Source organism: Pectobacterium sp. CFBP8739 (assembly GCF_013449375.1).
GTDB lineage: Bacteria > Pseudomonadota > Gammaproteobacteria > Enterobacterales > Enterobacteriaceae > Pectobacterium.
The window spans coordinates 56,414-80,337 of sequence record NZ_JACDRR010000011.1 but is presented as its reverse complement, the minus strand read 5'-3'; the positions used below and the strand labels follow the sequence as shown (position 1 = coordinate 80,337).

General features: G+C 47.4%; 28 protein-coding genes. 16 read left to right on the top strand and 12 right to left on the bottom strand.

Features of this window, described 5'->3' with window-relative positions:
- Positions 1–104: 104 nt before the first annotated feature.
- Positions 105–419 (bottom strand): flagellar hook-basal body complex protein FliE, encoded by a 315-nt coding sequence (gene fliE / locus H0247_RS11100; protein WP_010279635.1) that lies wholly within the window; start codon positions 417–419, stop codon positions 105–107.
- Between the two features lie 260 nt (positions 420–679).
- Between fliE and fliF the strand changes: the two genes are divergently transcribed.
- The 13 genes from fliF (at position 680) to fliR (ending at position 11,576) form a co-directional block, all read left to right on the top strand.
- Entirely contained in the window at positions 680–2,377 is a 1,698-nt protein-coding gene (gene fliF, locus H0247_RS11095) for a flagellar basal-body MS-ring/collar protein FliF (RefSeq protein WP_180742589.1), read from the top strand.
- Positions 2,374–3,366, top strand: coding sequence for a flagellar motor switch protein FliG (gene fliG / locus H0247_RS11090; RefSeq protein ID WP_180742588.1), 993 nt, complete (start codon positions 2,374–2,376; stop codon positions 3,364–3,366). The genes fliF and fliG overlap by 4 nt, the downstream gene beginning before the upstream one ends.
- Positions 3,359–4,084, top strand: a complete 726-nt coding sequence (fliH, locus tag H0247_RS11085) for a flagellar assembly protein FliH (protein WP_180742587.1) — start codon at positions 3,359–3,361, stop codon at positions 4,082–4,084. The genes fliG and fliH overlap by 8 nt, the downstream gene beginning before the upstream one ends.
- Positions 4,084–5,454, top strand: a complete 1,371-nt coding sequence (gene fliI / locus H0247_RS11080; protein WP_180742790.1) for a flagellar protein export ATPase FliI — start codon at positions 4,084–4,086, stop codon at positions 5,452–5,454. The genes fliH and fliI overlap by 1 nt, the downstream gene beginning before the upstream one ends.
- Positions 5,455–5,462: 8 nt before the next feature.
- On the top strand, positions 5,463–5,909 hold the full coding sequence (gene fliJ, locus H0247_RS11075; protein ID WP_180742586.1) for a flagellar export protein FliJ: 447 nt from the start codon (positions 5,463–5,465) through the stop codon (positions 5,907–5,909).
- Positions 5,906–7,243: a flagellar hook-length control protein FliK gene (locus H0247_RS11070; RefSeq protein ID WP_180742585.1), complete on the top strand. Its 1,338-nt coding sequence runs from the start codon at positions 5,906–5,908 to the stop codon at positions 7,241–7,243. The genes fliJ and H0247_RS11070 overlap by 4 nt, the downstream gene beginning before the upstream one ends.
- 155 nt (positions 7,244–7,398) lie before the next feature.
- Positions 7,399–7,878 carry a flagellar basal body-associated protein FliL gene (gene fliL / locus H0247_RS11065; protein ID WP_180742584.1) on the top strand — a complete coding sequence of 160 codons (480 nt, stop codon included), beginning with the start codon at positions 7,399–7,401 and terminating at the stop codon, positions 7,876–7,878.
- A gap of 5 nt (positions 7,879–7,883) precedes the next feature.
- Complete coding sequence (fliM, locus tag H0247_RS11060; RefSeq protein ID WP_180742583.1) at positions 7,884–8,897, top strand: flagellar motor switch protein FliM; 1,014 nt, start codon at positions 7,884–7,886, stop codon at positions 8,895–8,897.
- The gene (fliN, locus tag H0247_RS11055) at positions 8,890–9,303 is read left to right on the top strand and encodes a flagellar motor switch protein FliN (RefSeq protein ID WP_015840788.1); all 414 of its coding nucleotides are present in this window, start codon (positions 8,890–8,892) and stop codon (positions 9,301–9,303) included. Before fliM ends, fliN begins: the two co-directional genes overlap by 8 nt.
- The gene (gene fliO, locus H0247_RS11050) at positions 9,303–9,725 is read left to right on the top strand and encodes a flagellar biosynthetic protein FliO (protein WP_180742582.1); all 423 of its coding nucleotides are present in this window, start codon (positions 9,303–9,305) and stop codon (positions 9,723–9,725) included. Before fliN ends, fliO begins: the two co-directional genes overlap by 1 nt.
- 77 nt (positions 9,726–9,802) lie before the next feature.
- Entirely contained in the window at positions 9,803–10,498 is a 696-nt protein-coding gene (gene fliP / locus H0247_RS11045; protein ID WP_180742789.1) for a flagellar type III secretion system pore protein FliP, read from the top strand.
- A gap of 20 nt (positions 10,499–10,518) precedes the next feature.
- Complete coding sequence (fliQ, locus tag H0247_RS11040; RefSeq protein ID WP_180742581.1) at positions 10,519–10,788, top strand: flagellar biosynthesis protein FliQ; 270 nt, start codon at positions 10,519–10,521, stop codon at positions 10,786–10,788.
- Positions 10,789–10,790: 2 nt separating this feature from the next.
- On the top strand, positions 10,791–11,576 hold the full coding sequence (fliR, locus tag H0247_RS11035) for a flagellar biosynthetic protein FliR (protein WP_180742580.1): 786 nt from the start codon (positions 10,791–10,793) through the stop codon (positions 11,574–11,576).
- A gap of 338 nt (positions 11,577–11,914) precedes the next feature.
- On the opposite strand, the gene flgL is transcribed toward fliR, so the two are convergent.
- The 11 genes from flgL to flgB form a co-directional block, all read right to left on the bottom strand.
- Positions 11,915–12,868, bottom strand: a complete 954-nt coding sequence (gene flgL, locus H0247_RS11030; protein ID WP_180742579.1) for a flagellar hook-associated protein FlgL — start codon at positions 12,866–12,868, stop codon at positions 11,915–11,917.
- 31 nt (positions 12,869–12,899) lie between these two features.
- Positions 12,900–14,594 carry a flagellar hook-associated protein FlgK gene (gene flgK, locus H0247_RS11025; RefSeq protein ID WP_180742578.1) on the bottom strand — a complete coding sequence of 565 codons (1,695 nt, stop codon included), beginning with the start codon at positions 14,592–14,594 and terminating at the stop codon, positions 12,900–12,902.
- Positions 14,595–14,719: 125 nt separating this feature from the next.
- Positions 14,720–15,682, bottom strand: coding sequence for a flagellar assembly peptidoglycan hydrolase FlgJ (gene flgJ / locus H0247_RS11020; RefSeq protein ID WP_180742577.1), 963 nt, complete (start codon positions 15,680–15,682; stop codon positions 14,720–14,722).
- A complete protein-coding gene (locus H0247_RS11015; protein ID WP_180742576.1) occupies positions 15,682–16,791 on the bottom strand; it encodes a flagellar basal body P-ring protein FlgI in 1,110 nt (369 codons plus the stop codon). Before H0247_RS11015 ends, flgJ begins: the two co-directional genes overlap by 1 nt.
- 16 nt (positions 16,792–16,807) lie before the next feature.
- Positions 16,808–17,521 (bottom strand): flagellar basal body L-ring protein FlgH, encoded by a 714-nt coding sequence (gene flgH, locus H0247_RS11010; RefSeq protein WP_180742788.1) that lies wholly within the window; start codon positions 17,519–17,521, stop codon positions 16,808–16,810.
- Positions 17,522–17,700: 179 nt separating this feature from the next.
- On the bottom strand, positions 17,701–18,483 hold the full coding sequence (gene flgG / locus H0247_RS11005) for a flagellar basal-body rod protein FlgG (protein ID WP_180742575.1): 783 nt from the start codon (positions 18,481–18,483) through the stop codon (positions 17,701–17,703).
- A 27-nt stretch (positions 18,484–18,510) separates the two neighbouring features.
- Complete coding sequence (locus H0247_RS11000) at positions 18,511–19,266, bottom strand: flagellar basal body rod protein FlgF (protein WP_180742574.1); 756 nt, start codon at positions 19,264–19,266, stop codon at positions 18,511–18,513.
- A 21-nt stretch (positions 19,267–19,287) separates the two neighbouring features.
- Positions 19,288–20,556 carry a flagellar hook protein FlgE gene (gene flgE, locus H0247_RS10995; protein WP_180742573.1) on the bottom strand — a complete coding sequence of 423 codons (1,269 nt, stop codon included), beginning with the start codon at positions 20,554–20,556 and terminating at the stop codon, positions 19,288–19,290.
- A gap of 75 nt (positions 20,557–20,631) precedes the next feature.
- Entirely contained in the window at positions 20,632–21,315 is a 684-nt protein-coding gene (gene flgD, locus H0247_RS10990; protein WP_180742572.1) for a flagellar hook assembly protein FlgD, read from the bottom strand.
- A gap of 15 nt (positions 21,316–21,330) precedes the next feature.
- Positions 21,331–21,735, bottom strand: coding sequence for a flagellar basal body rod protein FlgC (gene flgC, locus H0247_RS10985; protein WP_015840801.1), 405 nt, complete (start codon positions 21,733–21,735; stop codon positions 21,331–21,333).
- Between the two features lie 28 nt (positions 21,736–21,763).
- Positions 21,764–22,180, bottom strand: a complete 417-nt coding sequence (flgB, locus tag H0247_RS10980; protein ID WP_015840802.1) for a flagellar basal body rod protein FlgB — start codon at positions 22,178–22,180, stop codon at positions 21,764–21,766.
- A 165-nt stretch (positions 22,181–22,345) separates the two neighbouring features.
- Between flgB and flgA the strand changes: the two genes are divergently transcribed.
- The 3 genes from flgA (at position 22,346) to H0247_RS10965 (ending at position 23,892) form a co-directional block, all read left to right on the top strand.
- Positions 22,346–23,014, top strand: a complete 669-nt coding sequence (flgA, locus tag H0247_RS10975) for a flagellar basal body P-ring formation chaperone FlgA (protein WP_180742571.1) — start codon at positions 22,346–22,348, stop codon at positions 23,012–23,014.
- A 141-nt stretch (positions 23,015–23,155) separates the two neighbouring features.
- Positions 23,156–23,452: a flagellar biosynthesis anti-sigma factor FlgM gene (gene flgM, locus H0247_RS10970; RefSeq protein ID WP_180742570.1), complete on the top strand. Its 297-nt coding sequence runs from the start codon at positions 23,156–23,158 to the stop codon at positions 23,450–23,452.
- Between the two features lie 5 nt (positions 23,453–23,457).
- Entirely contained in the window at positions 23,458–23,892 is a 435-nt protein-coding gene (locus H0247_RS10965) for a flagella synthesis protein FlgN (RefSeq protein ID WP_180742569.1), read from the top strand.
- The last annotated feature ends 32 nt before the right edge of the window (positions 23,893–23,924 follow it).

Here is a 23,924-nt window from a genome sequence, read left to right as displayed (position 1 = left end):
GCGGGAAGTCGGCATAAATAAAGATTGTGCGTAATTTCATTGCATTAGCCGTGAGATTACGCACAATGGCTTTGCTAGCTGCAGGTTGATGTCATTAGACGACATCAAACAGACATATTCATCACTTCCTGGTACGCAGATACCAGTTTATTACGCACCTGAATGCCCATCTGCATTGAAATGGATGATTTCTGCAAATCCACCATCACATCATTCAATGCCACGCCCGGTACACCCAAGGTAAATTTTTCAGCCTGCGTACGAGCCGTCTGCTGCGTGTCGCTGATCTTATCGATCGCAGCCTTCAGCTCACTGGCAAAACCAGGTTCTACCGATGGTCTGGCTATTGGCGTGTCAGCAGCCTGCAGAGCTTTGACCTGCATTTGCTGTAAAACACCATCAATACCTTGAACTGACATAACACCTCACTACATCATACAGAGTAGACTACTTATGCATTTTCTATGACAGCATTACCCTATCACACAGCTTTTCAGATAAATCGCACAATTAGCGCGAAAAATGCCACCTTATCGACCCATCGATTTTTCTTTTACGGAAAATAATGACATGCCCACAAATGTAGGCGAAATGTTTTATTGATTGCGCAATCAGGGAGTTCTGTTTTGTCACGTCACAACGTTAAGTATATCGTTCAACAACCAAGCAGAGATAGAGTATGAACGCCTCATTAACCGGCGCCGCTACCGGTAAAAATAGCTTTGGCGAAATACTCAACCGGTTACGCGCCAATCCGAAGATTCCGCTACTGATTGCAGCAGCTGCAGCCATTGCCATTGTCGTGGCTTTAACGCTATGGGCCAAAGGTCCTGATTATCGGGTTCTCTATAGCAACATCAATGACCGGGACGGCGGTGCGATTGTCAGCGAATTAACAAAGCTGAATATCCCTTATCGATTTGCGGAAAATGGCGGGGCGATTATGATTCCCGCTGCAAATGTCTATGAGACCCGACTCCGACTTGCTCAATTGGGGCTGCCAAAAGGCGGCGCAGTGGGCTTCGAATTGCTCGATCAAGAAAAATTTGGCATCAGCCAATTCAGCGAGCAGATTAATTACCAGCGTGCGCTGGAAGGTGAACTGTCCAGAACGATAGAAACGCTTGGCCCCGTTCAGAATGCGCGAGTTCATCTTGCTATACCGAAGCCTTCACTGTTCGTTCGTGAGCAAAAAGCCCCCTCTTCTTCCGTCACCCTGACATTACAGCCGGGTCGGGCATTAGATGAAGGGCAAATCAATTCCATCGTTTATATGGTTTCCAGCAGTGTTGCTGGCCTTCCACCAGATAATGTTACAGTCGTTGATCAAACTGGGCGTCTATTAACTCAGGCTGGCGGCAGCGGCCGCGATCTGAATGCCGCACAGCTTAAATACAGTAACGAAGTTGAGGCGATGTACCAACGCCGCATAGAGTCAATCATCGCGCCGATGGTTGGTATGGGTAATGTACATGCCCAGGTCACCGCACAAATTGATTTCTCTGCCCGCGAACAAACTGACGAGCAGTACCAACCCAACCAACCGCCAGATAAAGCGGCAGTTCGCTCTCAGCAAACCAGCCAAAGTGAGCAAAGAGGAGGCCCGAATGTCGGCGGCGTTCCAGGCGCATTAACCAATCAACCTACACCAGCGCCTACAGCGCCTATCGCAACACCGCCAAATAATGCTAATGCTAACAATCAGGCTGGCCAGCAGAACCAAAACAATGCGGCAAATGCAAATACCGTTATTCAAACATCAAACGTTCGCAATGATGCAACAACCAACTATGAAGTCGACAAGACGATTTTACATACCAAACACAGCACAGGTGGTGTAAAGCGCTTGTCTGCGGCCGTTATTGTTAACTACCAGCCTCCTGGTGCAGATGGCAAACCAGTTGCACTGACGGAAGAGCAGATCAAACAGATTGAAACAGTAGCACGTGAAGCTATGGGCTTTTCTGCTGAACGCGGTGATACATTAAATGTCGTGAATACGCCATTTATGGACAGTACCGACGGTTCTGGCGAACTCCCCTTCTGGCAAAAACAGGCATTCTTCGATCTCCTGATGGAAGCGGGTCGCTGGTTGCTAGTGCTTATCGTTGCTTGGATCCTGTGGCGTAAACTGGTTCGTCCACAATTGCAGAGAAAAGCACAGCAGCAAGAAGCGGCACTGGCAGCGGCTACTCTGTCTCAAAGTGCAGACAACGATGTTATGGTCAACCTGAGTAGCTCGGAAGTTGAACAACAGCGGAAATCGCAACAACGTGTCAATGCAGAAATGCAAAGTAACCGCATACGTGAACTGGCAGAGAACGACCCACGCGTTGTCGCTCTGGTCATTCGTCAATGGATGAGTAACGAACTATGAACCTGACTGGAACCGAAAAAAGCGCCATTTTATTGATGACTATTGGTGAAGACCGCGCCGCAGAGGTATTTACTCATCTTTCGACCAAAGAAGTACAACATCTCAGTTCTGCAATGGCGAACATGCGGCAAGTATCACAGCAGCAGTTACTCGAAATCCTGCGAGAATTTGAGGCAGATTCAGAACAATATGCCGCGCTCAGCGTGAATGCCAGCGACTATCTTCGTTCAGTGCTTGTCAAAGCGCTTGGTGAAGAACGCGCGTCTAGTCTGTTAGAAGATATTCTGGAAAGTCGCGAAACATCCAGTGGGATGGAAACGCTCAACTTTATGGAACCGCAGATTGCCGCAGACCTTATCCGCGACGAACACCCACAGATTATCGCAACCATTCTGGTACACCTGAAACGCGCTCAGGCTGCCGATATCTTAGCGTTGTTTGACGAACGGCTGCGCCATGACGTTATGCTGCGTATTGCAACCTTCGGTGGTGTTCAGCCTTCCGCACTGGCAGAATTGACAGACGTTCTGAATGGCTTGCTGGATGGCCAGAACCTCAAACGCAGCAAGATGGGTGGTGTTCGTACTGCGGCTGAAATTATCAACCTGATGAAAACACAGCAGGAAGAAGCGGTTATTGATGCCGTACGCGAGTTCGATGGCGAATTGGCACAGAAAATCATCGACGAAATGTTCCTGTTCGAAAACCTGGTGGACGTGGACGACCGCAGCATCCAGCGTCTTCTGCAAGAAGTCGAGTCCGAGTCTCTGCTGTTGGCATTGAAAGGTGCCGAAGAGCCTTTACGCGAGAAATTCCTGCGCAACATGTCTCAGCGTGCAGCAGAAATTCTTCGCGACGACCTCTCGACTCGCGGCCCGGTACGTATGTCTCAGGTCGAAAGCGAACAGAAAGCCATTCTGCTTATCGTTCGTCGTCTGGCAGACAGCGGCGAAATGATTATCGGTGGCGGCGAGGATGCTTATGTCTAACGGCCCCAAGAACCTGGCTTGGCAGCCCTGGAAGCTCAACGATCTGGCCGAACCCGTTTCGAATCCAGTCCTACCAAGCTATCAGGTCAATAACGAGCCTGAGCTGCCTGACATGGAGCGTTTTACTGAAGAAAGCGCCCTTTCAGCCGCTGAGGACGAGTTAGCTTCCCTGCGTGAAAGCACGATGCAGCAAGCGCGAGAAACAGGTTTTGCTCAAGGGCACCAACAAGGCTATGACGCAGGCTATCAGGAAGGTTTAGCCAAGGGGCAACAGCAGGGTTTGCAGAATGCCCTACAGCAGCAGCAACCGATCATCGAACAGATGCAAAATATGGTCACCGAATTTCAGCAGACGCTGGATACACTCGACAGTGTGATTCCAGCCCGTCTGATGCAGTTGGCTCTGACTGCCGCTAAGCAGATTTTGGGGCAACCTCCAGTTTGCGACGGTAATGCGCTGCTCGGTCAGATACAGCAACTGATTCAGCAAGAACCGATGTTTTCGGGTAAAACGCAACTACGCGTTCATCCTTCAGATCTGGAACGCGTAGAGCAGTATTTGGGCCCGACACTCAGCTTGCATGGCTGGAGATTGCTTGCCGACAGCCAACTTCACCCTGGTGGCTGTAAGGTTAGTGCGGAAGAAGGCGATCTGGATGCCAGCCTGGCAACACGCTGGCATGAGCTTTGCCGTTTAGCCGCACCGGGAGAGCTATGATGACTTCACGCCTCGGACGCTGGCTTTCTTCTCTTGATTCATTTGAGAAGCGTATTGACGACACACCGTCGGTGCGTCGTTACGGCCGTTTAACCCGGGCAACAGGTTTGGTATTGGAAGCGACAGGGCTGCATATGCCACTGGGGGCCACCTGTCTCATCGAACGGCAGAATGGTTCTCAGGTTGAAGAAATCGAAAGCGAAGTGGTCGGCTTCAACGGGCAAAAACTCTTTCTCATGCCGCTGGAAGAAGTTGAAGGTATTACCCCCGGCGCACGTGTTTATGCCCGCGTCGGTCAAGACAGCAGCAGTCAGGGAAAACAATTACCACTAGGCCCCGAACTACTTGGTCGAGTGCTGGATGGTAGCGCAAAACCGCTGGACGGTTTACCTGCACCGGATACAGGCTATCGTGCACCGCTGATTACACCACCGTTCAACCCATTACAGAGAACACCCATCGAAAGTGTTCTGGACGTGGGTGTCCGTGCCATAAACGCCCTGCTCACCGTAGGCCGTGGGCAGCGAATGGGTCTGTTTGCTGGTTCCGGGGTAGGTAAAAGTGTGCTGCTGGGGATGATGGCGCGCTATACTCAGGCTGACGTCATCGTTGTCGGCCTTATCGGCGAACGTGGCCGAGAAGTAAAAGATTTTATCGAGAATATTTTAGGTACAGAGGGGCGTGCGCGTTCCGTCGTTATTGCTGCGCCAGCGGATGTGTCTCCATTATTAAGAATGCAAGGGGCGGCGTATGCCACGCGTATTGCAGAAGATTTTCGCGATCGCGGGTATCACGTTCTACTCATCATGGATTCGCTCACGCGTTACGCTATGGCGCAACGTGAAATTGCTTTAGCCATTGGCGAACCACCGGCGACCAAGGGATACCCTCCCTCTGTCTTCGCCAAATTACCCGCGCTGGTAGAACGCGCAGGAAATGGTATTCATGGAGGTGGTTCTGTTACCGCCTTCTATACTGTTCTAACGGAAGGTGACGATCAGCAAGATCCCATCGCTGACTCAGCTCGTGCTATTCTTGATGGGCACATCGTGTTGTCACGCCAATTGGCGGAATCAGGTCATTATCCGGCAATAGATATTGAAGCCTCAATTAGCCGTGCAATGACCGCGTTGATCGATGAAAACCACTATGCTTCTGTAAGGCAGTTTAAGCAGTTATTATCCAGTTACCAACGTAACCGTGATTTAGTCAGTGTTGGTGCCTACGCCGCAGGCAGTGATCCTATGCTCGACAGAGCCATTCGGCTCTATCCACATTTGGAAGCTTTCTTGCAGCAGGGGATGTTTGAAAAAAGTAGCTACGAAGAATCTTGCCAGGCGTTGCACACTATTTTCCCTCGTAACGAGTAGGAGAGCAGATGAAAACCCAGTCACCACTGGTTACACTACGCGAACTGGCACAGAAGGACGTTGAGAAAGCGGCAAGCCAGTTGGGACAAGTGCGTCAAGCACACCTACAAGCACAGCAGCAACTCAATATGCTGTTAAACTATCAGGACGACTACCGTCAAAAATTGAACTCGACGATGTCTACTGGTATGGCAAATAATAGCTGGCAGAATTATCAACAATTCATCCGGACGCTGGACAATGCAATTGAGCAACACAGACAACAGCTTTTGCAGTGGACATCACGTTTAGATTTAGCAATGAAGACTTGGCAAGAAAAACAACAGCGTTTGAATGCTTTTGAGAAACTCCAAAATCGCGAACTGACAAGACAACTTGCCAAAGAAAACAAAATAGAACAAAAACAAATGGATGAATTTGCCCAACGGGCCTCACAGAGGAAAGCAGAATCATGAATCTGTCCGCGTTACCCATAGCGACCACTGTCAGTAGTGATACAAGCAGTTCTTCTGCATCTCTTCTGACACAGGGCGAGCTACCAAAAGATTTTGTTGATCTGTTGAGCAAACACATATCGCAAGTAACCGATACATCGGATAAAAAGACGCTTAATCTCGATAAAACAGACCAAGACGCTCTGCTAGACGTGCTGGGGAAAGAAGGGACATCCCTTAGTCGTGATGATTTAAATACCCTGCTCTCTTCATTCAGTTCACTTACTGGTACCGCGATTACTGCGGGTAAGCAAAATCCAGAAATGGCTGAGCAGGCGAAATTTAAGGATCTCGACAAAAAAGAAAGCGCTAGTACAAGCGACGATGACACGGCGATACAAACATTGTTCGCCATGCTTCAGACTGCACCGCTTCCTACACAAACACCTGCATCTACGGATAATCTGGTGACGGTGGAACAATATGCGGGATTAAACATCCCTGCGCTCGTTGATACTAAACGTCAAAATGAGGCATCTACTGCTGTACTAAACGATTTGGATGAAAATACCAAAAGTACGCTGGCGACGACCTTGTTAAACACCTTGACTGTCCCAAATACAGCGGTATCAGATAAAAACTCTGATACCTCACGCAGTTTGCCTTATACGACCAAGCTAGCTTCTCAGACATCAATAACGGCAGAATCTGCCGATGATAATGCAGCAAAAGTTGCGCAAGCATTAACCCACTCTTTTTCTGCCGATCGCAATGGAGCAGAACAGGTTCTCGCATCAGGTAATAGTGCATCTCAAACAACAGCACCAGTCGTGCAAGCCATGCATGTTCCCCCCGCATCAGTAGGGACAACCACGCCAGCCTCTCAGGCCACAAGCGCACAGTTGAATGCACCGTTTGGATCACCACAATGGCAAGATGCATTAGGCCAGCAGATAGTAATGTTTAGCCGTAATGGGCAGCAAACCGCGGAGCTACGTTTAAACCCGCAGGAATTAGGTGCTCTCCACATCAGCCTAAAAATTGATGATAATCAGGCACAGATTCATTTGGCATCTGCAAATAGTCAAGTTCGTTCGGCACTGGAAGCCGCACTGCCCCACCTGCGTAATGCGATGGCAGAAAGCGGAATTAACCTTGGCCAGAGCAGTGTAGGTAGTGATTCCTCTGCCTGGCAACAGCAAATGGCGAGTAATAATAACGACGGCAATAGCCGTGGCCCGTCTTATCAGCAGCAATTTGGTCATTCAGCAGAAGGCACGGGTGAATTACTCCATGTACCAGAACAGTTAAATTCAATGGCATCATCGGTCAACGGCGTTGATATCTTTGCCTGAAAATGAAGTGAACGAATAAGTTAGCACGGTTTTCCCTGCCTATTCTCTGTATTGAACATAGCAATAGGCAGGATAATCATCGACATTACGCATTTATTTATTGTTGGTTTCATCCAGTAATAAGTATCAATAAGTAACGGGAACCCTCTTTGGCTATGTCTGATATGCAAGTTCGACCAAGACGTAAACGGTCTATTTGGCTAATACTACTGATTATCGTTGCTCTCGCTGCGACTGGTGCTGCGGGTGCCGCTTGGTGGCTATTAAATCAGAAAAATGCAGCAACAGCCGAGCAGGAAGCACCGCCACCACCAGAGCCTGTTTTCATGCCGCTGGATACCTTTACCGTTAATCTCGTCAATGCAGATAACGATCCTGACCGTGTACTATATGTGGGTTTCACACTGCGTTTGCCCGATGAAGCCACGCGAACACGGTTTACTAATTATCTGCCAGAGGTTCGTAGCAGGCTGTTATTATTATTGTCTCGTCAGGACGCGATTGCCCTTGCTAATGAGCAAGGCAAACAGAAATTGATAGAGCAAATTAAGCAAGTGCTAAGCCCACCATTAGTTCCTGGCCAACCTAACCAGGTCGTTACTGATGTTCTGTTCACGGCCTTTATACTGCGGTAACCATCATGGGCGATAGTATTCTTTCACAAGCAGAAATTGATGCATTATTAAATGGCGACAGCGGCGATAGTGCCGCTGACGCTAATGCGTCATTAAAATCAGATGGGGAAGTCAAGCCCTATGATCCGAATACGCAACGACGTGTTATCCGCGAGCGTTTACAGGCATTAGAAATCATTAATGAGCGTTTTGCGCGTCAATTCCGTATGGGGTTGTTTAACCTGTTGCGCCGCAGCCCTGATATCACCGTAGGTGCAATCAAGATCCAGCCATACCATGAGTTTGCTAGGAACCTTCCAGTCCCGACAAACCTGAATCTGATTCACTTAAAACCGCTACGCGGCACGGCATTGTTTGTCTTTTCACCCAGTCTGGTGTTTATTGCCGTAGATAACCTTTTCGGTGGCGATGGGCGCTTCCCGACGAAAGTCGAAGGACGTGAATTTACCCATACAGAGCAGCGTGTGGTTAAGCGTATGTTACGCTTGGCTCTGGAAGCCTATGGCGAAGCCTGGAATGCGATTTACAAACTTGACATCGAATACGTACGCTCAGAAATGCAGGTTAAGTTTACCAACATCACAACGTCGCCTAATGATATCGTCGTGACGACACCGTTTCATGTTGAAATCGGTTCACTCACAGGTGAATTTAACATCTGTATTCCTTTTTCAATGATCGAGCCGCTACGCGAACTGCTGGCGAACCCACCATTGGAAAACTCACGTCAGGAAGATCAGAGCTGGCGAGACACCTTAGCCAAGCAGGTACAGCATTCCGAGTTGGAACTGGTCGCAAGCTTTGTGGATATCCCACTGCGATTGTCCAAGATTTTGAAGCTCCAACCCGGCGATGTGTTACCGATCGACAAGCCGGAAAAAATTATTGCCCATGTTGATGGCGTGCCGGTGATGACCAGCCAATATGGCACATTAAACGGGCAATATGCCCTACGTGTTGAACATTTGATTAACCCTATATTGAATTCTCTGGATAACGAGGAACAGCCCAATGAGTGACACCAAGAAACCGTCCGACGACAAGGAATCAGTGGACGATCTGTGGGCTGATGCATTTAACGAGCAGCAGGCTGCAGAAAAACCGGCCGCGACAACGGAAGGCATTTTTAAGTCGCTAGAAGGTCACGATCCGCTGGGTGCTCTGCAGGATATCGACCTGATTTTGGATATTCCTGTCAAACTCACCGTTGAGCTTGGCCGGACCAAGATGACGATAAAAGAACTCCTGCGTCTCACCCAAGGTTCTGTTGTCGCACTTGATGGCTTAGCAGGTGAACCACTGGATATCCTGATCAACGGCTACCTGATCGCTCAGGGGGAAGTTGTCGTCGTATCTGACAAGTATGGTGTTCGTATTACCGATATCATCACACCATCCGAACGTATGCGCCGCCTGAGTCGTTAATGGCAATAGCCTCGGTGTCAGCCACGACGCCAGTAACAAGCCAGCAATCAACGCTTGTTACTGCGCCTCCACTTACCGGCAGCATGTTACTGACACAGGTCGGTAGCGTGCTTGCTGGTATTTTATTATTTATTCTGCTGATTGCCTGGCTAGTTCGCAAACTCGGATTTGCCCCGCAAGCTAAGCAAAATAAGTTGCTAAAAGTCGTATCCCACTGCCCTGTCGGGCAACGTGAACGTGTCGTTATTGTAGAAGTTGATAATACTTGGTTGGTGTTAGGTGTTACGCCTCAACAGATCACGCCTTTGCATACACTCCCAGCACAACCAAACAACGACAGTTCATCCGCAGGCGACACCAAGTCAGTTGATTTCAATCAACTGTTAAAGAAAGTTTTAAAGCGTCCGGAAAAATCGGAATGAGTGCCTTACCTAATTATTTTCGTATCACCTCCCTGCTTCGCACGTTGCGCTATGGTTTAACCATCGGTTTATTGTTGATGGCACCATCGGTGTGGGCACAGCTTCCCGGAATTGTGACGCAACCGCTCCCTAATGGCGGACAGAGCTGGACGCTATCAGTACAAACGCTGGTTTTCCTCACGTCATTAACGTTTATTCCTGCCGCATTGTTAATGATGACCAGCTTCACTCGGATTATCATCGTCCTGAGTTTGTTACGCAATGCGCTGGGTACGCCAACTGCGCCACCGAACCAAGTCTTGTTAGGATTGACGCTTTTTCTGACCTTTTTCGTTATGTCGCCGGTATTAAACCGCGTTTATGACGAAGCTTATCTTCCCTTCAGTCAGGATAAAATCAGTATGGAAGTCGCCATCGAACGTGGCGCCGAGCCTGTACGTGAGTTCATGCTACGGCAAACACGAGAAACCGACTTGGCATTATTTACCAGACTGGCAGAAATCCCAGAGATTCAGGGGCCTGAAGCGGTACCTATGCGTGTGCTTCTCCCCGCCTTTGTGACAAGTGAACTAAAAACCGCTTTCCAGATTGGCTTTACCATATTTATCCCTTTCCTCATCATTGACCTCGTTGTTGCCAGCGTATTGATGGCTCTGGGGATGATGATGGTTCCTCCAGCAACCATTTCCTTGCCTTTCAAACTGATGCTTTTTGTATTAGTTGATGGCTGGCAGCTGCTACTCGGTTCATTAGCCCAAAGTTTTTATAGTTAGGCGGATAGAGGAATGCGACTATGACACCAGAATCGGTGATGGCGCTTGGCTATGAAGCAATGAAGATAGCATTGGCGTTAGCGGCCCCCCCGTTGATGGCAGCACTACTCAGCGGGCTGCTTATTAGTCTACTGCAGGCAGCCACTCAGATAAACGAAATGACGCTATCGTTTATCCCTAAGATCCTAACGGTTTTCTTCACCTTAGTGATCGCAGGTCCTTGGATGTTGAACCTCATGCTGGACTATATGCGTACATTATTCGGCCAGTTACCTCACATTATTGGGTAAGCATGCTGACGTTTAACAGTTGGGATATGGTTAATTGGGTCAGCCAATTTTTCTGGCCCTTTGTCAGAATTCTTGCACTGATCAGCACTGCGCCAGTTTTTAACGAAAGAGCCATTGGTAACCGAGTAAAAATTGGTTTGGGTGTGCTGATTACGCTACTCGTTGCCCCCTATTTACCGTTAAACACCACACCTATTTTTTCTGTCGCAGGTGTCTGGCTGTTAATACAACAAATTCTAATCGGCGTCACACTCGGTTTGTCAATGCAGTTAGCATTTGCCGCTATTCGCCATGCTGGCGAGCTTATTGGTTTACAGATGGGACTCGCCTTTGCGACCTTTTTTGATCCCACTGGCGGCCCGAATATGCAGGTAATAGCGCGTTTTCTGAATATTCTTGCCATCTTACTTTTCCTGACGTTTGATGGTCATCTCTGGATGATCTCGTTATTAGCAGACAGTTTCTATACGCTGCCTATAAGTACGAACCCTATTAACAGTCACGCTTTTCTCGCGCTTGCACGTGCCGGTGGACTGATTTTTATTAACGGATTGATGCTGGCACTACCGATCATCACTCTACTACTCACCATTAACCTCGCACTCGGCATGCTTAACCGCATGGCCCCCCAGCTCTCGATATTTGTCGTTGGCTTTCCGATTACCCTCACAGTGGGTATTATGACGCTAGGTTTATTACTTCCGTTAATCCCACCATTTGCAGAACATTTATTTAGCGAGGTTTTCGATTTACTTGCTGATATCCTTACCCAGCTATCCAGCCCCTAATCTCTATAAACCGCCTATAAGCAAGATAAGTCGATGTTGACTGACTAGTCAGTAGCGCGTCGATATTTGAAATGGTCGTGCATTATAGCGATTTATCATGATCGCGATGAATGTCTAGTTATGTAAAAAATTGCAATAGGGCATGAACGGCAGATAAGTGCGTACCTGAGTTAAGGATTAGATAAGGAGAATTAACAGGGAGAATGTCGAGCAATAATGATAGGATAAAAAATGGCATGTCATTCAATATAATAAAGAGAATGACACGCCTAAAAAATACGCCCGGTTTAAGCGTATTCAAACCGTAAAGTAGAATAGAAAAATATTGTCTATTACTACTATTTCATTTGGAATAACGACATGCTCTGCATGTTTTGAAATGCTGTATAAGATGCTTCTAAAGAAGATTTTTGCATGATATAAGATGAGATAGCTTCATACCAATCTGTGTCCTGTAACTGGGACAATGCCGTTTTGTTTGCTACATCACGATCTTTACCAATAGCATCGAGACTATCAATCTCATTAAGTTGAATACCTAATTCTGCACGAACAGAAGAAATATTGTTTATAGAGTTATTTAAACCACGATTAGCCGTTGCCAATTTTGCTTCAACATCAGCTATTGTTACATCGTCAGCACCATCAAGCGGTGTTTCAAGCGCTTTAATTGCAATATCCAATGTTTCAAATAAGTCCGATTGGATAGTACCATCTGGCTCTTTTTTAGCATCTCCCGTTACAGCATTGAAAACTGTAGAACCGACATGGCTAACATTCATATTTCGAGACGCGTCCACGCGCTGTGAAATTGCTTTATCTCCACCAACATAGTTAACACCTGTAGCCCCTTCAACAAAAGGCGTTTTGTCTGTGTCATAGCCAGAAAAAATATAATTGCCATTGCCATCAGTGCTATTTGCCAAATTCAATAATTCAGCTTTCATACCACGCAGTGCGGTCGCATTTGATTTACGGTCATCATCGCTCTTAATACCACCACCACTAATCACTTCCGTCAATGCACTAGTAATAGTAATAACGCTGCTATTCAGAATAGATTCTTCCAAGGACATACTTTGTTTGGCAAAGGTACGTGCTAAGGTATATTGGCTATTTTCTGATTGAGCCTGACCAATCATAACAGCACTTGCAGCAGCAATCGGATCATCTGATGGATTGACGACACGTTTCCCAGTTGATAATTGCTCGCCCGTTTTCTGCCACGCCGCCTGACCATTAATAATGCCTTGCATATTTTGCTGATATATCATGCTAGTACTTAAACGCATGGTATTTGTTCTCCTCGATCAAATGGTCAAACTAGTTTCTTGCCGCAAGCAATGCATCAAATATAGATTGTGCTGTCTTAATGACCTGAGCATTGGCCATATAATATTGCTGATAACGCATCAAATCGCCGTATTCTTCATCAAGATTCACACCAGATACGGACTGTTGTTCTGCCGTTAATTGCTTAACGACGTTTTGCTGCGATGTATTGTTTATTTTCAACGTGCTGGTTTGGTTGCCTATTGCTCCAACTATACTCGCGTAACCACCAGAAACACTTGCTTTACCACCGACAATCTTTTCATTTTGTAGTGCAAGCAGTGCTTTAGCATTCGTATTATCGCTGACACCACCGAATACAGGATTGCCACTGCCATCAACAACAGGATTGCCCGTGTCGTCAAGCTTGACGGAGGCAGCAGCAATTTTATTAGGATCGGAAATCGCCACTGACATATCAATAATCACGTCATTAACAGGTTTGAGCAGGAAGCTATCATTCCCTGCCGGCGTTCCTGTGATAGTCATCTTGATACCATCAAAGTTCAGACTATTATCTGTAGCATCTAATGTCGCAGTAAACTTCAAGTTATCGGATAAACGTGTTACTTGCCAATTTGTACCATCGTATTTAAGCGAGTAATTGCTTGCCTGAACATCTTTGGTATTCGTGTAAGATGGCGTTAACACCGCAGTACCGGTATTTTTGCTATCATTAAAGGCAACCGCTTTACCGAAAGAGAAGAAATCACCACCTTTAGCACCATCACGATCATAACCTTTCTGATGTTGTGCATTAAATGCATCAGCAAATGCAAGAGCCAGTTGTCCTAACTGTGCGCGTGTTTCATCTAACGTTTCAGTCCGGAAGGAAAGTAAGCCACCTAGTGTTCCCCCCGTTAAACTACTCTCAGTCAGTGAAGTCACATCATTGGCTCGGTCTTTATACCCGATAGTCAGACGAGAAGGATCACTACTAGAACCTATCGCAACCAACTGATTGCTGGTTCCAGCCTGAACCAAATCAGTCCCGTTCTTTAATGCAACGTTATAAACATTCCCATCTTGCACGACAACATTCACCCCAACCAACTTATTCAGTTGATCAACTAAAAGATCGCGTTGATCGAGCAAATCATTAGGCATAGCACCACTATTTGCTCCCATTAGCTGGGTAATTTCGTCATTTAAAGACGCAATCTGATTAGAATATGCATTAACTTGACCAACAATGCTTTGAATTTGGGTGTTCAGACCACTGTCCATGTCACGCAAATATTTATCTGTAACTTTAAATTGGTTTACTAATCCTTCAGCTTTACCCAGTACAGTCTGCCGAGTGGACGAATCTCCCGAGTTACTTGTGAGATTTTGCAGGTTAGAAAAGAATCCCTGAATCGTTGATGAAAGGCTTGTGGTACTGCTTGCTAGCAGATTATCAATTTTAGAAATTTGCTCATAGTACGCAGTAACTGAGCTACTGGTTGTTTGCGCAGAACGTAATTGATTGGTGATGAACTCATTATATTGCCGATTGACACTGACAACATTAGCACCGTTCCCTATATAACCAGCCGATGTCGAATTACTCGTTGTCTGTTCAAGTATAATACTTTGGCGACTATATCCTGTAACAGCCTGATTACTAATGTTGTTACTCACAACACTTAGCGCAACCTGTGCACCTTTTAAACCACTCATTGCAGTGTTAATTAAATTGGACATAAGGCGTTGTTCCTTTTGCACAGGCTATTGACGCGCTGCGCGACTAGCCAAACGTTGAAAGTAGCCAATACGCTACATAAGTTAATTACTTTATCGGTCAGAAAACGCAAATCTTGAATAAAAAATCAAAATAAACGGCTCAAATCGTGCGTATAAGCTTTCGCCACTTTCTCACCCGAGTTCTTCATTTGCTGGATCATGCTTACCAATTTTTGAGCATATTGTGGATCCGTTGCATAACCCGCTTTTTGTAACGCATGAGCGGCTTGCTCTGCCGTTCCGGCACTCATCACGGCCGAGTAGCGCGGGTTATTAGTGAGTAATTTTACATAGTCGCCAATTGCTTCAATGTAGGAATCATATACCCTGAAACTGGCTTTTACTTTTTTGGCCACACCTTGTTCGTACTCTGTCGTGGTAATCTCCGTTGTCGGCCCATTCCAGCTACTTCCGGCTTTAATGCCGAACAGATTGTGGCTCGGGCGCCCATCTTCAGTAGGGATTTCACGCTGTCCCCACCCAGACTCGAGCGCTGCCTGAGCAATAATAAGGTGGTGAGGTATCCCACTATGTTGGCTGGCAATCTGAGCGGGCAAGGAAATCTGAGACACAAAATTACTGTTGGACAACGGTAAGGCTGAACCCGTAGTGGGTAATTTAGGCAGTGCTTTACGCACCATCTGTTCCACTGCCGCTGTGGGTAGGGTTTTTAGCACATCGCCATCAAATGTTAATGGAACAGAAGGAACTGGAGCTTTAGCGGTTGCAGCATCGGGAGATTGCCGAGTCAATTGCTCAACCATGACATCCGCAAGCCCTAATCCCTTGCCCTTCGTTGAGATCTCTTGGGCAATTTGCTGGTCATACATTGAGGTATACAAACGCGTTTGATCGCTGTTGAAGAGATCGTCCTGCGGGATCGCAGAACGCATACTTTTCATCATCAATTGGACAAACACACCTTCCATTTGTTGCGCAACAGCCCTGATACCCTCTTTGCTCTGAGGGTTACCTGAAACCTCACGTTTCAGCGTATTCAGTGACTGCGCATCATAGGCCGCATTATTCAGCGTCTGTATATCACTCATCAGATAATTTCCAGTTTGGCACGCAAACAACCTGCACTTTGCATCGCCTGCAGAATAGACATCAGCTCCATCGGCGTCGCTCCCAGAGAGTTCAGTGCACGCACAACGCTGTTAAGATTGGCACTGGAGTTGACTTGCTGTAAAGAACCACCTGCTTGCTGCACTGAGATCTGTGTTTGAGGCGTTACCACTGTCTGACCACCGCCCAGTGGTGTATTAGGCTGGCTAACATTGGCTTGCTGGTTAATCGTCACCGAAAGGTTACCCTGAGCAATAGCACAGCTATCCAGCGTGACATCGCGGTTCATCACGACAGAGCCAGTACGGGAGTTGATGATAACTTTCGCGTCCTGGATTCCGACGTTAACATCAATATTCTGGATATCGGCCAGAAAACGAACTTGAGAACTGTTACCATGCGGAGCTAACACCTGAATAGTCCGTGAGTCCAAAGGGCTCGCGCTACCACCGTATCCAGAACGGTTTATTGCATCACTTACCTTCTGCGCCATCGAAAAATCGTCGTTCTTCAACTGCAGCATAATAGTATTCGATGAGCCAAATGTACTTGGCAACTCTCTTTCGATAACGGCACCATTACTGATTCTACCGCCGGCAAGCTGGTTAACCTGAACACTACTTCCGCCAGCGGACGCGCCGGCACCACCAACCAGAACGTTACCTTGCGCGAGAGCATAGACCTGATTGTCGACTCCTTTTAATGGGGTCATTAACAGTGTCCCACCGCGCAGACTCTTCGCGTTACCAAGTGAAGACACAACAACATCAATATTCTGACCCGCTCTACCGAAAGGCGGGAGCTCCGCCGTAACCATTACCGCAGCAACGTTTTTCAACTGCATGTTGGTTCCAGCGGGCACAGTAATCCCTAACTGGGAAAGCATGTTCGTTAAACTTTGCGTCGTAAATGGCGTCTGCATAGTCTGGTCACCAGAACCATCTAGACCCACAACTAACCCGTAACCAATCAACGCATTACCACGCACGCCCTGAATGTTTACCAGATCGCGAATTCTCTCTGCCGACACAGGAGCAATATTCAGCGTCAATAACGTCAGCAGAACAGTAAAAAATGATGTAATCCGCATGACAGGCCTCTTAAACTTAGAACGGAGAAACATTAAGGAAGAACCGTTGTAACCAGCCCATGTTTTGCGCTTCGTTAATATAGCCATTGCCGACATATTCAATGCGCGCATCCGCAACTTGGGTTGATGGCACCGAGTTATTGCCGCTAATGGTTCTCGGATTGACGATCCCTGAGAAACGGATAAACTCAGTTCCCTGATTAATCGCGATTTGTTTTTCACCAACAACCTGCAAGTTGCCATTAGCCAGCACTTGCCCTACCGTGACCGTAATCGTGCCGCTGAACGTGTTATTAGCGTTGGCACCGCCTTTCCCCGTGAAATCATTCGTCCCCGTAGCATCAAGAGCAGCACGGTTATTACCTAGCGGGCCTTCAAGATAACGAGGTGTCACGGTTACACCAAAAGTCGATGCGCCATTACGACTCGCATTCGCAGATGAACTTTTACTGGCGCTGACATTTTCCTGCAATACGATGGTTAGTGTGTCACCGATATTACGTGGGCGACGATCCTCAAACATCGGCTGGTAGCCATAATTCATCGGCTGCACAGTCTGGAAAATAGAACCATTAGGCCCCGCTAATACTGGCGATGCGGGCTGAGCGGTAGTAGGACCAGTGACAACTTTATCATGCGGAACATAGGCGCAACCGCTAAGTGCTACCATTGCGATCAATGCCAACAGAAGGGGCCGGCGGAGTGGTTTGATAACCGACTTTGCATTCATTATCACTGCGGATATCGCCTTAAATTAATCTATTTCACCTATTCACGGGGGAATCACCACAATATTTCCCTTTTACAGGCGCTTATGGTTATCACTACCCGCCAAACACGGCCTACATGATTGCTAACATCTGACGAAAAAATCCCCCGCTCTTGCACCGGATCAGAGCGGGAGATGACTTACAGTTGTGTCAATTTCTGCAGCATTTGGTCAGATGAAGAAATCGCTTTACTGTTAATTTCGTAAGCACGCTGAGTCTGAATCATTGATACTAATTCTTCAGCCACGTTGACGTTAGAGGTTTCGACATATTTCTGATAAAGCAAACCTGCGCCATTCAAACCAGGATTCGACTCATTCGGCGCCCCCGAGCTTGCGGTTTCCAAATACAGATTCTCACCGATGCTTTCAAGACCACTATCATTAATGAAAGTCGTCAGTGTCAGTTGGCCAATCTGGTTTGTTGCAACTTGCCCCTGCAACTTAACGCTCACAATACCGTCACGGCCAATATTCAGTTCAGTCGCATTCGCTGGAATGGTAATTGCAGGCTGAACTTGATAACCGCTGGACGTTACTAGCTGTCCGTTACCGTCAAGTTGGAAAGCGCCATCACGCGTGTAAGCTGTTGTGCCATCAGGTAACTGAACCTGAAAGAACCCTTGCCCCTTGATCGCTACGTCCTTGGAATTACCCGTTTCGGAAAATGTTCCTTGAGTATGAATACGCTCCGTTGATACTGGACGAACCCCCGTACCCAATTGCAAGCCCGACGGTAGCATTGTTTGCTCTGAAGACTGAGCACCGGGCTGACGAATGGTTTGATACATCAAGTCTTCAAATACCGCACGCTGGCGCTTGAAACCATTAGTGCTGACGTTTGCCAAGTTATTGGAAATAACGTCCATGTTGGTTTGCTGGGCATTCAAGCCGGTTTTTGCAATCCACAAAGAACGGATCATTTATTCACTCCTGTGCGCACTCGGCGCTTAACCCATAGATAATATCTGATTAGCGCGTTGTGCATTATCGTCGACGCTACTAATGACTTTCATCTGCATTTCAAAGCGGCGAGCATTGGCAATCATATCAACCATCGTATCGACCGTGTTCACATTACTGCCCTCGATAACTCCCGGCATAATACGCACGGTGGGATCGTTTTGCAGAACATTACCACGTTGTTGCTGAGTCTGTTGCGTTAAGCGGAATAACCCGTCATCAGACCGCTCGACTTCTTGCCCTGTAGCCTTAACGAGCTTCAAGCGCCCCAATTGGGCAATCGTATTTGGCGGGTCACCTGGATTAAGAGCAGAAATCGTACCATCAGGAGAAATACTGACCTGGGCCTGCGGCGGCACGTCAATCGGCCCGCCATCACCCATTACAACGCGTCCCTGGATAGTCAACTGCCCGTCAGCATTGATCTCGATATTACCATTACGGGTGTACGCTTCACCGCCGTTAGCCGTTTGTACTGCCAGCCAACTCTCTTTCGGTAAAGCGACATCCATTGCACGGCCGGTATAATTCATCACGCCTTCACTCATATCCGCACCAGGCGTGGAGGCAACAACCAGCGTACGAGTGGGCAGTGTCAGCCCATTTACCGGTACAGCACGTAGTGCAGAAAGCTGTGCTCGGAAACCTGGCGTTGAAGCATTCGCCAGATTGTTCGCCGTAATCGCCTGCTTTTCCAATGACTGGCTTGCGCCACCCATTGCTGTATAAATCGCGTGGTCCATGCAATGTCCCCGTTAGGATGATTAGCGCATGCTAACCAATGTTTGCAGAATGGAATCCTGCGTTTTAATGGTTTGCGCATTTGACTGGTAGTTACGCTGGGCAACAATCATGTTAACCAATTCTTGTCCCATATCGACGTTTGACGCTTCTGTCGATTTACCAATCAATTTGCCTAGATTTCCGGTTCCCGCGGTTCCCACAACGGCCTGTCCTGAGCTTACTGTCTCCGTCCATACGTTATCGCCATTCGGTGACAAGCCTCCAGGGTTAGCAAAACCGGCCAATACAATTTGACCTAACGCTTGCTTCTGACCATTGTTATAACTCCCTTCGATAGTACCATCTTCTAGGATTTTAAAACCAGTTAGCGCCCCTGGTGCATAACCATTTTGAGTCGGGCTCTTGTAACTGTAATCGGTGTTCTGCTGCACACTACCGGTAAAATCCAGTGTGAATGTCCCAGTGGCCGCACCGTTAGTCCCGACAAGATCGACGGTAAATGCACCCGGCGTTACACCATTAACAGGGGTTGGACTCTGGGAAATTAACGCACCATTGGAACCGAATTTCAGAGTCCCCACATCTTGATACTTTGGTGAAGCGGCAGAAGCATCGCGCGCATAAGTTTGCCAAGTATTGTCATCTGTTTTCACAAAGTACAGCGTAAAGTCGTGCTTATTCCCTTGACTGTCATACGCCGTCAGTGATGTTTTGGTGTTGAACGTCCCTTCTTGACCTTCTGTACTCAGCACTGGAGGTGAGACAGTAGAGTCAGCCGCACGCCAAGCCGTTGCAGGTTTGGAATCCGATGACTTCAAGCTAGCCATAAGTGTCGCTGCCGTCGTCGCACTCGCAAACATATCGCCATCAGGAATACTCAATGGCTGTGGATCCCCTCCAGTCTGGATAACAGGTGGAGCGCCAACTGCGGGATACCCCGTCAGTTGCATACCTTGCGCGTTAACAATGTTACGGCCGTTGAGAAGAAACTGACCGTTACGACCGTAATACACCGTACCGTTAGTATCTTGCATACGGTAAAAGCCTGCGCCGCTGCTAATCGCAACATCCAGATCACGAGACGACGATGTCACTGTTCCGTTAGAAAAATTTTGCGTAACCGTCGCAACTTGCACACCCATACCAATCTGAGACCCTGCAAACATATCACCGAATGTCACAGAGCTGGCTTTGAAACCTACAGTTGCTGAGTTGGCAATATTGTTACCGATAACATCCAAATTATTCGATGCTGCATTGATACCACTGATCGCCTGAGAAAAACTCATGTTGCTCTCCAGAGAAATAGATTAAATCATATTCCAATGCGCGCATGTCACTGGAATAACATAAAATTTGTACCGCTACAGAATCTGCCGGACATCGTCCATCGTTGCTTTGCCACGCAGCCCTAAATCCAACAATGCACCATTCTCACCACGCACCACACTATTGACAACCGCATAGCTCAATGGTTGAACAACCTGCTGTGCGCCGCCTGTACTAGCAGCGACAGTGAAGGTATATGCGCCATCCGGTGCAGTCGAACCATCAGAAAGTTTATTATCCCAATTGAATGAATGGACACCAGAAGAAAGCGTTCCTAATTCAACGGTACGGACCACGCTACCTTGTTCATTACTGATGGTAACCGTCACGTTTTGTGCTGCTTGTTCCAATTCGACGCCAAACGGAGTGCTGGTTTCTTTACCCACCAGAATACTGTTTCCAGGCACCATGACACTGTGGCCAATCAGCGTTGTTGCTTGCATAGATTGGTTATTATTAATCTGCCCAGAAATAGACCCCAGAGTGGTATTCAATTTTTCAATACCGCTCACCGTATTGAGCTGAGCAAGTTGACTAACAAGCTGATCGTTGCTCATCGGATTTGTCGGATCCTGATTCTTCAACTGTGCAACCAGAAGCGTCAGAAATTGGTTTTGTAGATCGGCACTACTATTCTTCTCTACTGTCGTTGCCGACGAAGAGCTTGATGTACTCTGTGTTTTCGTTGCCGATGAAGTATCATTAATAGTTACAGACATTATATCGTCTCCCGATTATTGCCCGATCGTTAGCGTCTTCAGCATCATCGATTTTGTCGTATTCAAGACTTCGACGTTTGCCTGATAACTACGCGATGCAGAAATGGTGTTTACCATCTCAGCCACTGGGTCAACATTCGGCATGCGAACGTATCCCTGTCCATCAGCCAGCGGGTTGCCCGGTTCGTAAACCAGACGCGCAGGTGATGGATCTTCAATAACATTGGCAACGCGCACACCGCCCGTTGACTGCCCCGGAGCGGCATTCACTTCGAATACAACCTGTTTGGCACGATACGGTTCGCCATCAGGGCCAGTGACGCTGTCTGCGTTAGCCAAGTTACTGGCACTCACATTCAGACGCTGAGATTGCGCAGAAAGCGCTGAGCCTGAGATTTCGAATATATTTAATAACGACATGAATCTTTACCTTCTCATCGCGCTACGTTCATGAACCTGATTGCAAGACCGACATCATGCCTTTAATCTGCCCGCCCAGAACGGTCAGGCTGGTTTGATATTTCAGGCTATTATCGGCAAAGTTAGTGCGTTCCCGGTCCATGTCGACCGTGTTACCGTCCAATGCAGGCTGATCGGGCACGCGATAGAGCAAATCAAGTTCCGGCGGCTGAAAATTCTGTGCCGGTATATGCCGTACAGATGTCGTTTTCAGCGCGATACCCGTACCGTTCACACGGCCTTGCTCCATCGTTTTACTGAGCTGGCTGGCAAAATCGATATCCCTGGCTTGATAGCCTGGCGTATCCGCATTAGCAATATTCGCGGCCAGAATTTCCTGCCGCTGGGCACGCAAGTTCAACGCTTCCTGCTGGAACCGCAACGAGGCGTCTAATTTATCAAGCATGCTCCCTCCGCAAGTTAGAATTTGGAGTAGGTAGGATAATTCTCATTATGGCTATGTCATCGAACGAATAGACACCAAATGCAGCGCTATTTATTGCCTTAACCTTGCGCTGACATCGTTACACTTATTGCCCGATATAATCAGAACCAGGAGAGCCGAACAGGAATGAAAACAATACATTATTACCTCTATCTGGCGACATCCTGTTTTTTCATCCTGTGTGCCCCTGTTAATGCGAACGACCTTCCTGCACAGATTAATCAATTTTTTGCTTCACGCTTTCAGGGAAGCACGAATACCGTAAACGTTGTGATAAAATCACCAAAATCACAGTGGCCACAGTGCGAAGCGCCCCAAATCACATTACCCGGAAATACGAAAATGTGGGGTAATGTCAGTCTGTCCGTACGTTGCGGACAACTGCGCCGCTTCATTCAAACCGAAGTGCAGGTTACAGGAAACTATGTCACTAGCGCACGGCCGATAAACCGTGGAACAACGCTGTCGGAAAAAGACATTCGTTTGACAAAAGGCAGGCTCGATTTATTGCCGTTGCGCCCTATACTGACGTTACAAGGCGCACAGGGCGCAGTCCTTTTGCGCGATCTCACTCCGGGCCAGGTGATTACCGCTTCCATGATCAGACACGCCTGGGTCGTCAAAGCAGGTCAGTCGGTGCAGATTATCGTCCAGGGAGAAGGTTTCACGATTAATGGCGAAGGAAAAGCCATGAACAACGCAGCCGCTGGACAGGCAGTTAGAGTCAGAACGGCAAATGGACAAATAATCAGCGGAACTGCGAACGACGATGGGATTATTCTGATCTCACAGTAATTAATTAAAGATTTGCTCACGTTTGCCGATGATAGTTACAGAGTCATTACTGACAACGTTTTAAAACTGAACACCAATGTGATGAAAATCCTTTAACACATTGATGATTAACTATTTATCCTCAAACCAGAGGGATGTATTATGAGTATTGAACGCACCCAGTCGCTGAAGCCAGTCAGTCAAGTGCAACAACGCGAATCTGGTGATATCGCTAAAACCAAACGCAAACAGGCTGAAGCTCAGTCTGAAGTCAGCGCTACGCAGGTAAAACTGAGCGATGCGCAGGCAAAATTAATGCAGCCAGGTACGCAGGATATCGACATGAACCGCGTTGAAACCTTGAAGCAAGCAATTCGTGATGGTTCACTTAAAATCGATGCCGGAAAAATCGCGGATGCATTGTTAAAAGAAACGCAGGATTTTTTAGCTGGTAATTAACACTTATGGAAAATCTGCAACCGATTCTAGAGCAACTGCTGCACAACCTACGTGAGCTTGATGCAGTCATGTCTGACGAGCAAACATTGCTTTGCGCGGGGCATATTAATAGTATCGCTCTGCAACAAGTGACAGAGAATAAAACCTCCTTGTTGGCTACTATGCAGCATCTGGAAACACGACGTCATCAAACTGAATCAACGCTTAAACTGCAAGCACCTTATGATGGCATTGAAAAGCTGTCTGCTTACTGGCAGCAGATTCAAGAGTTAACCAGACGTCTGAACGATCAGAATAAGCACAACGGCCTTCTGCTGAATCGGCATATTGCCTATACCAATGAAGCGATAAATATACTAAAGCCCCGTCATCAGGGACTCTATGGTCCTGATGGTCAGTCGAAGGGGGTAACAGTGGGCGGCAGAAAAATCACGCTCTAAAAGTCTCTGCATTTCAGCGGAGACTTTTTATC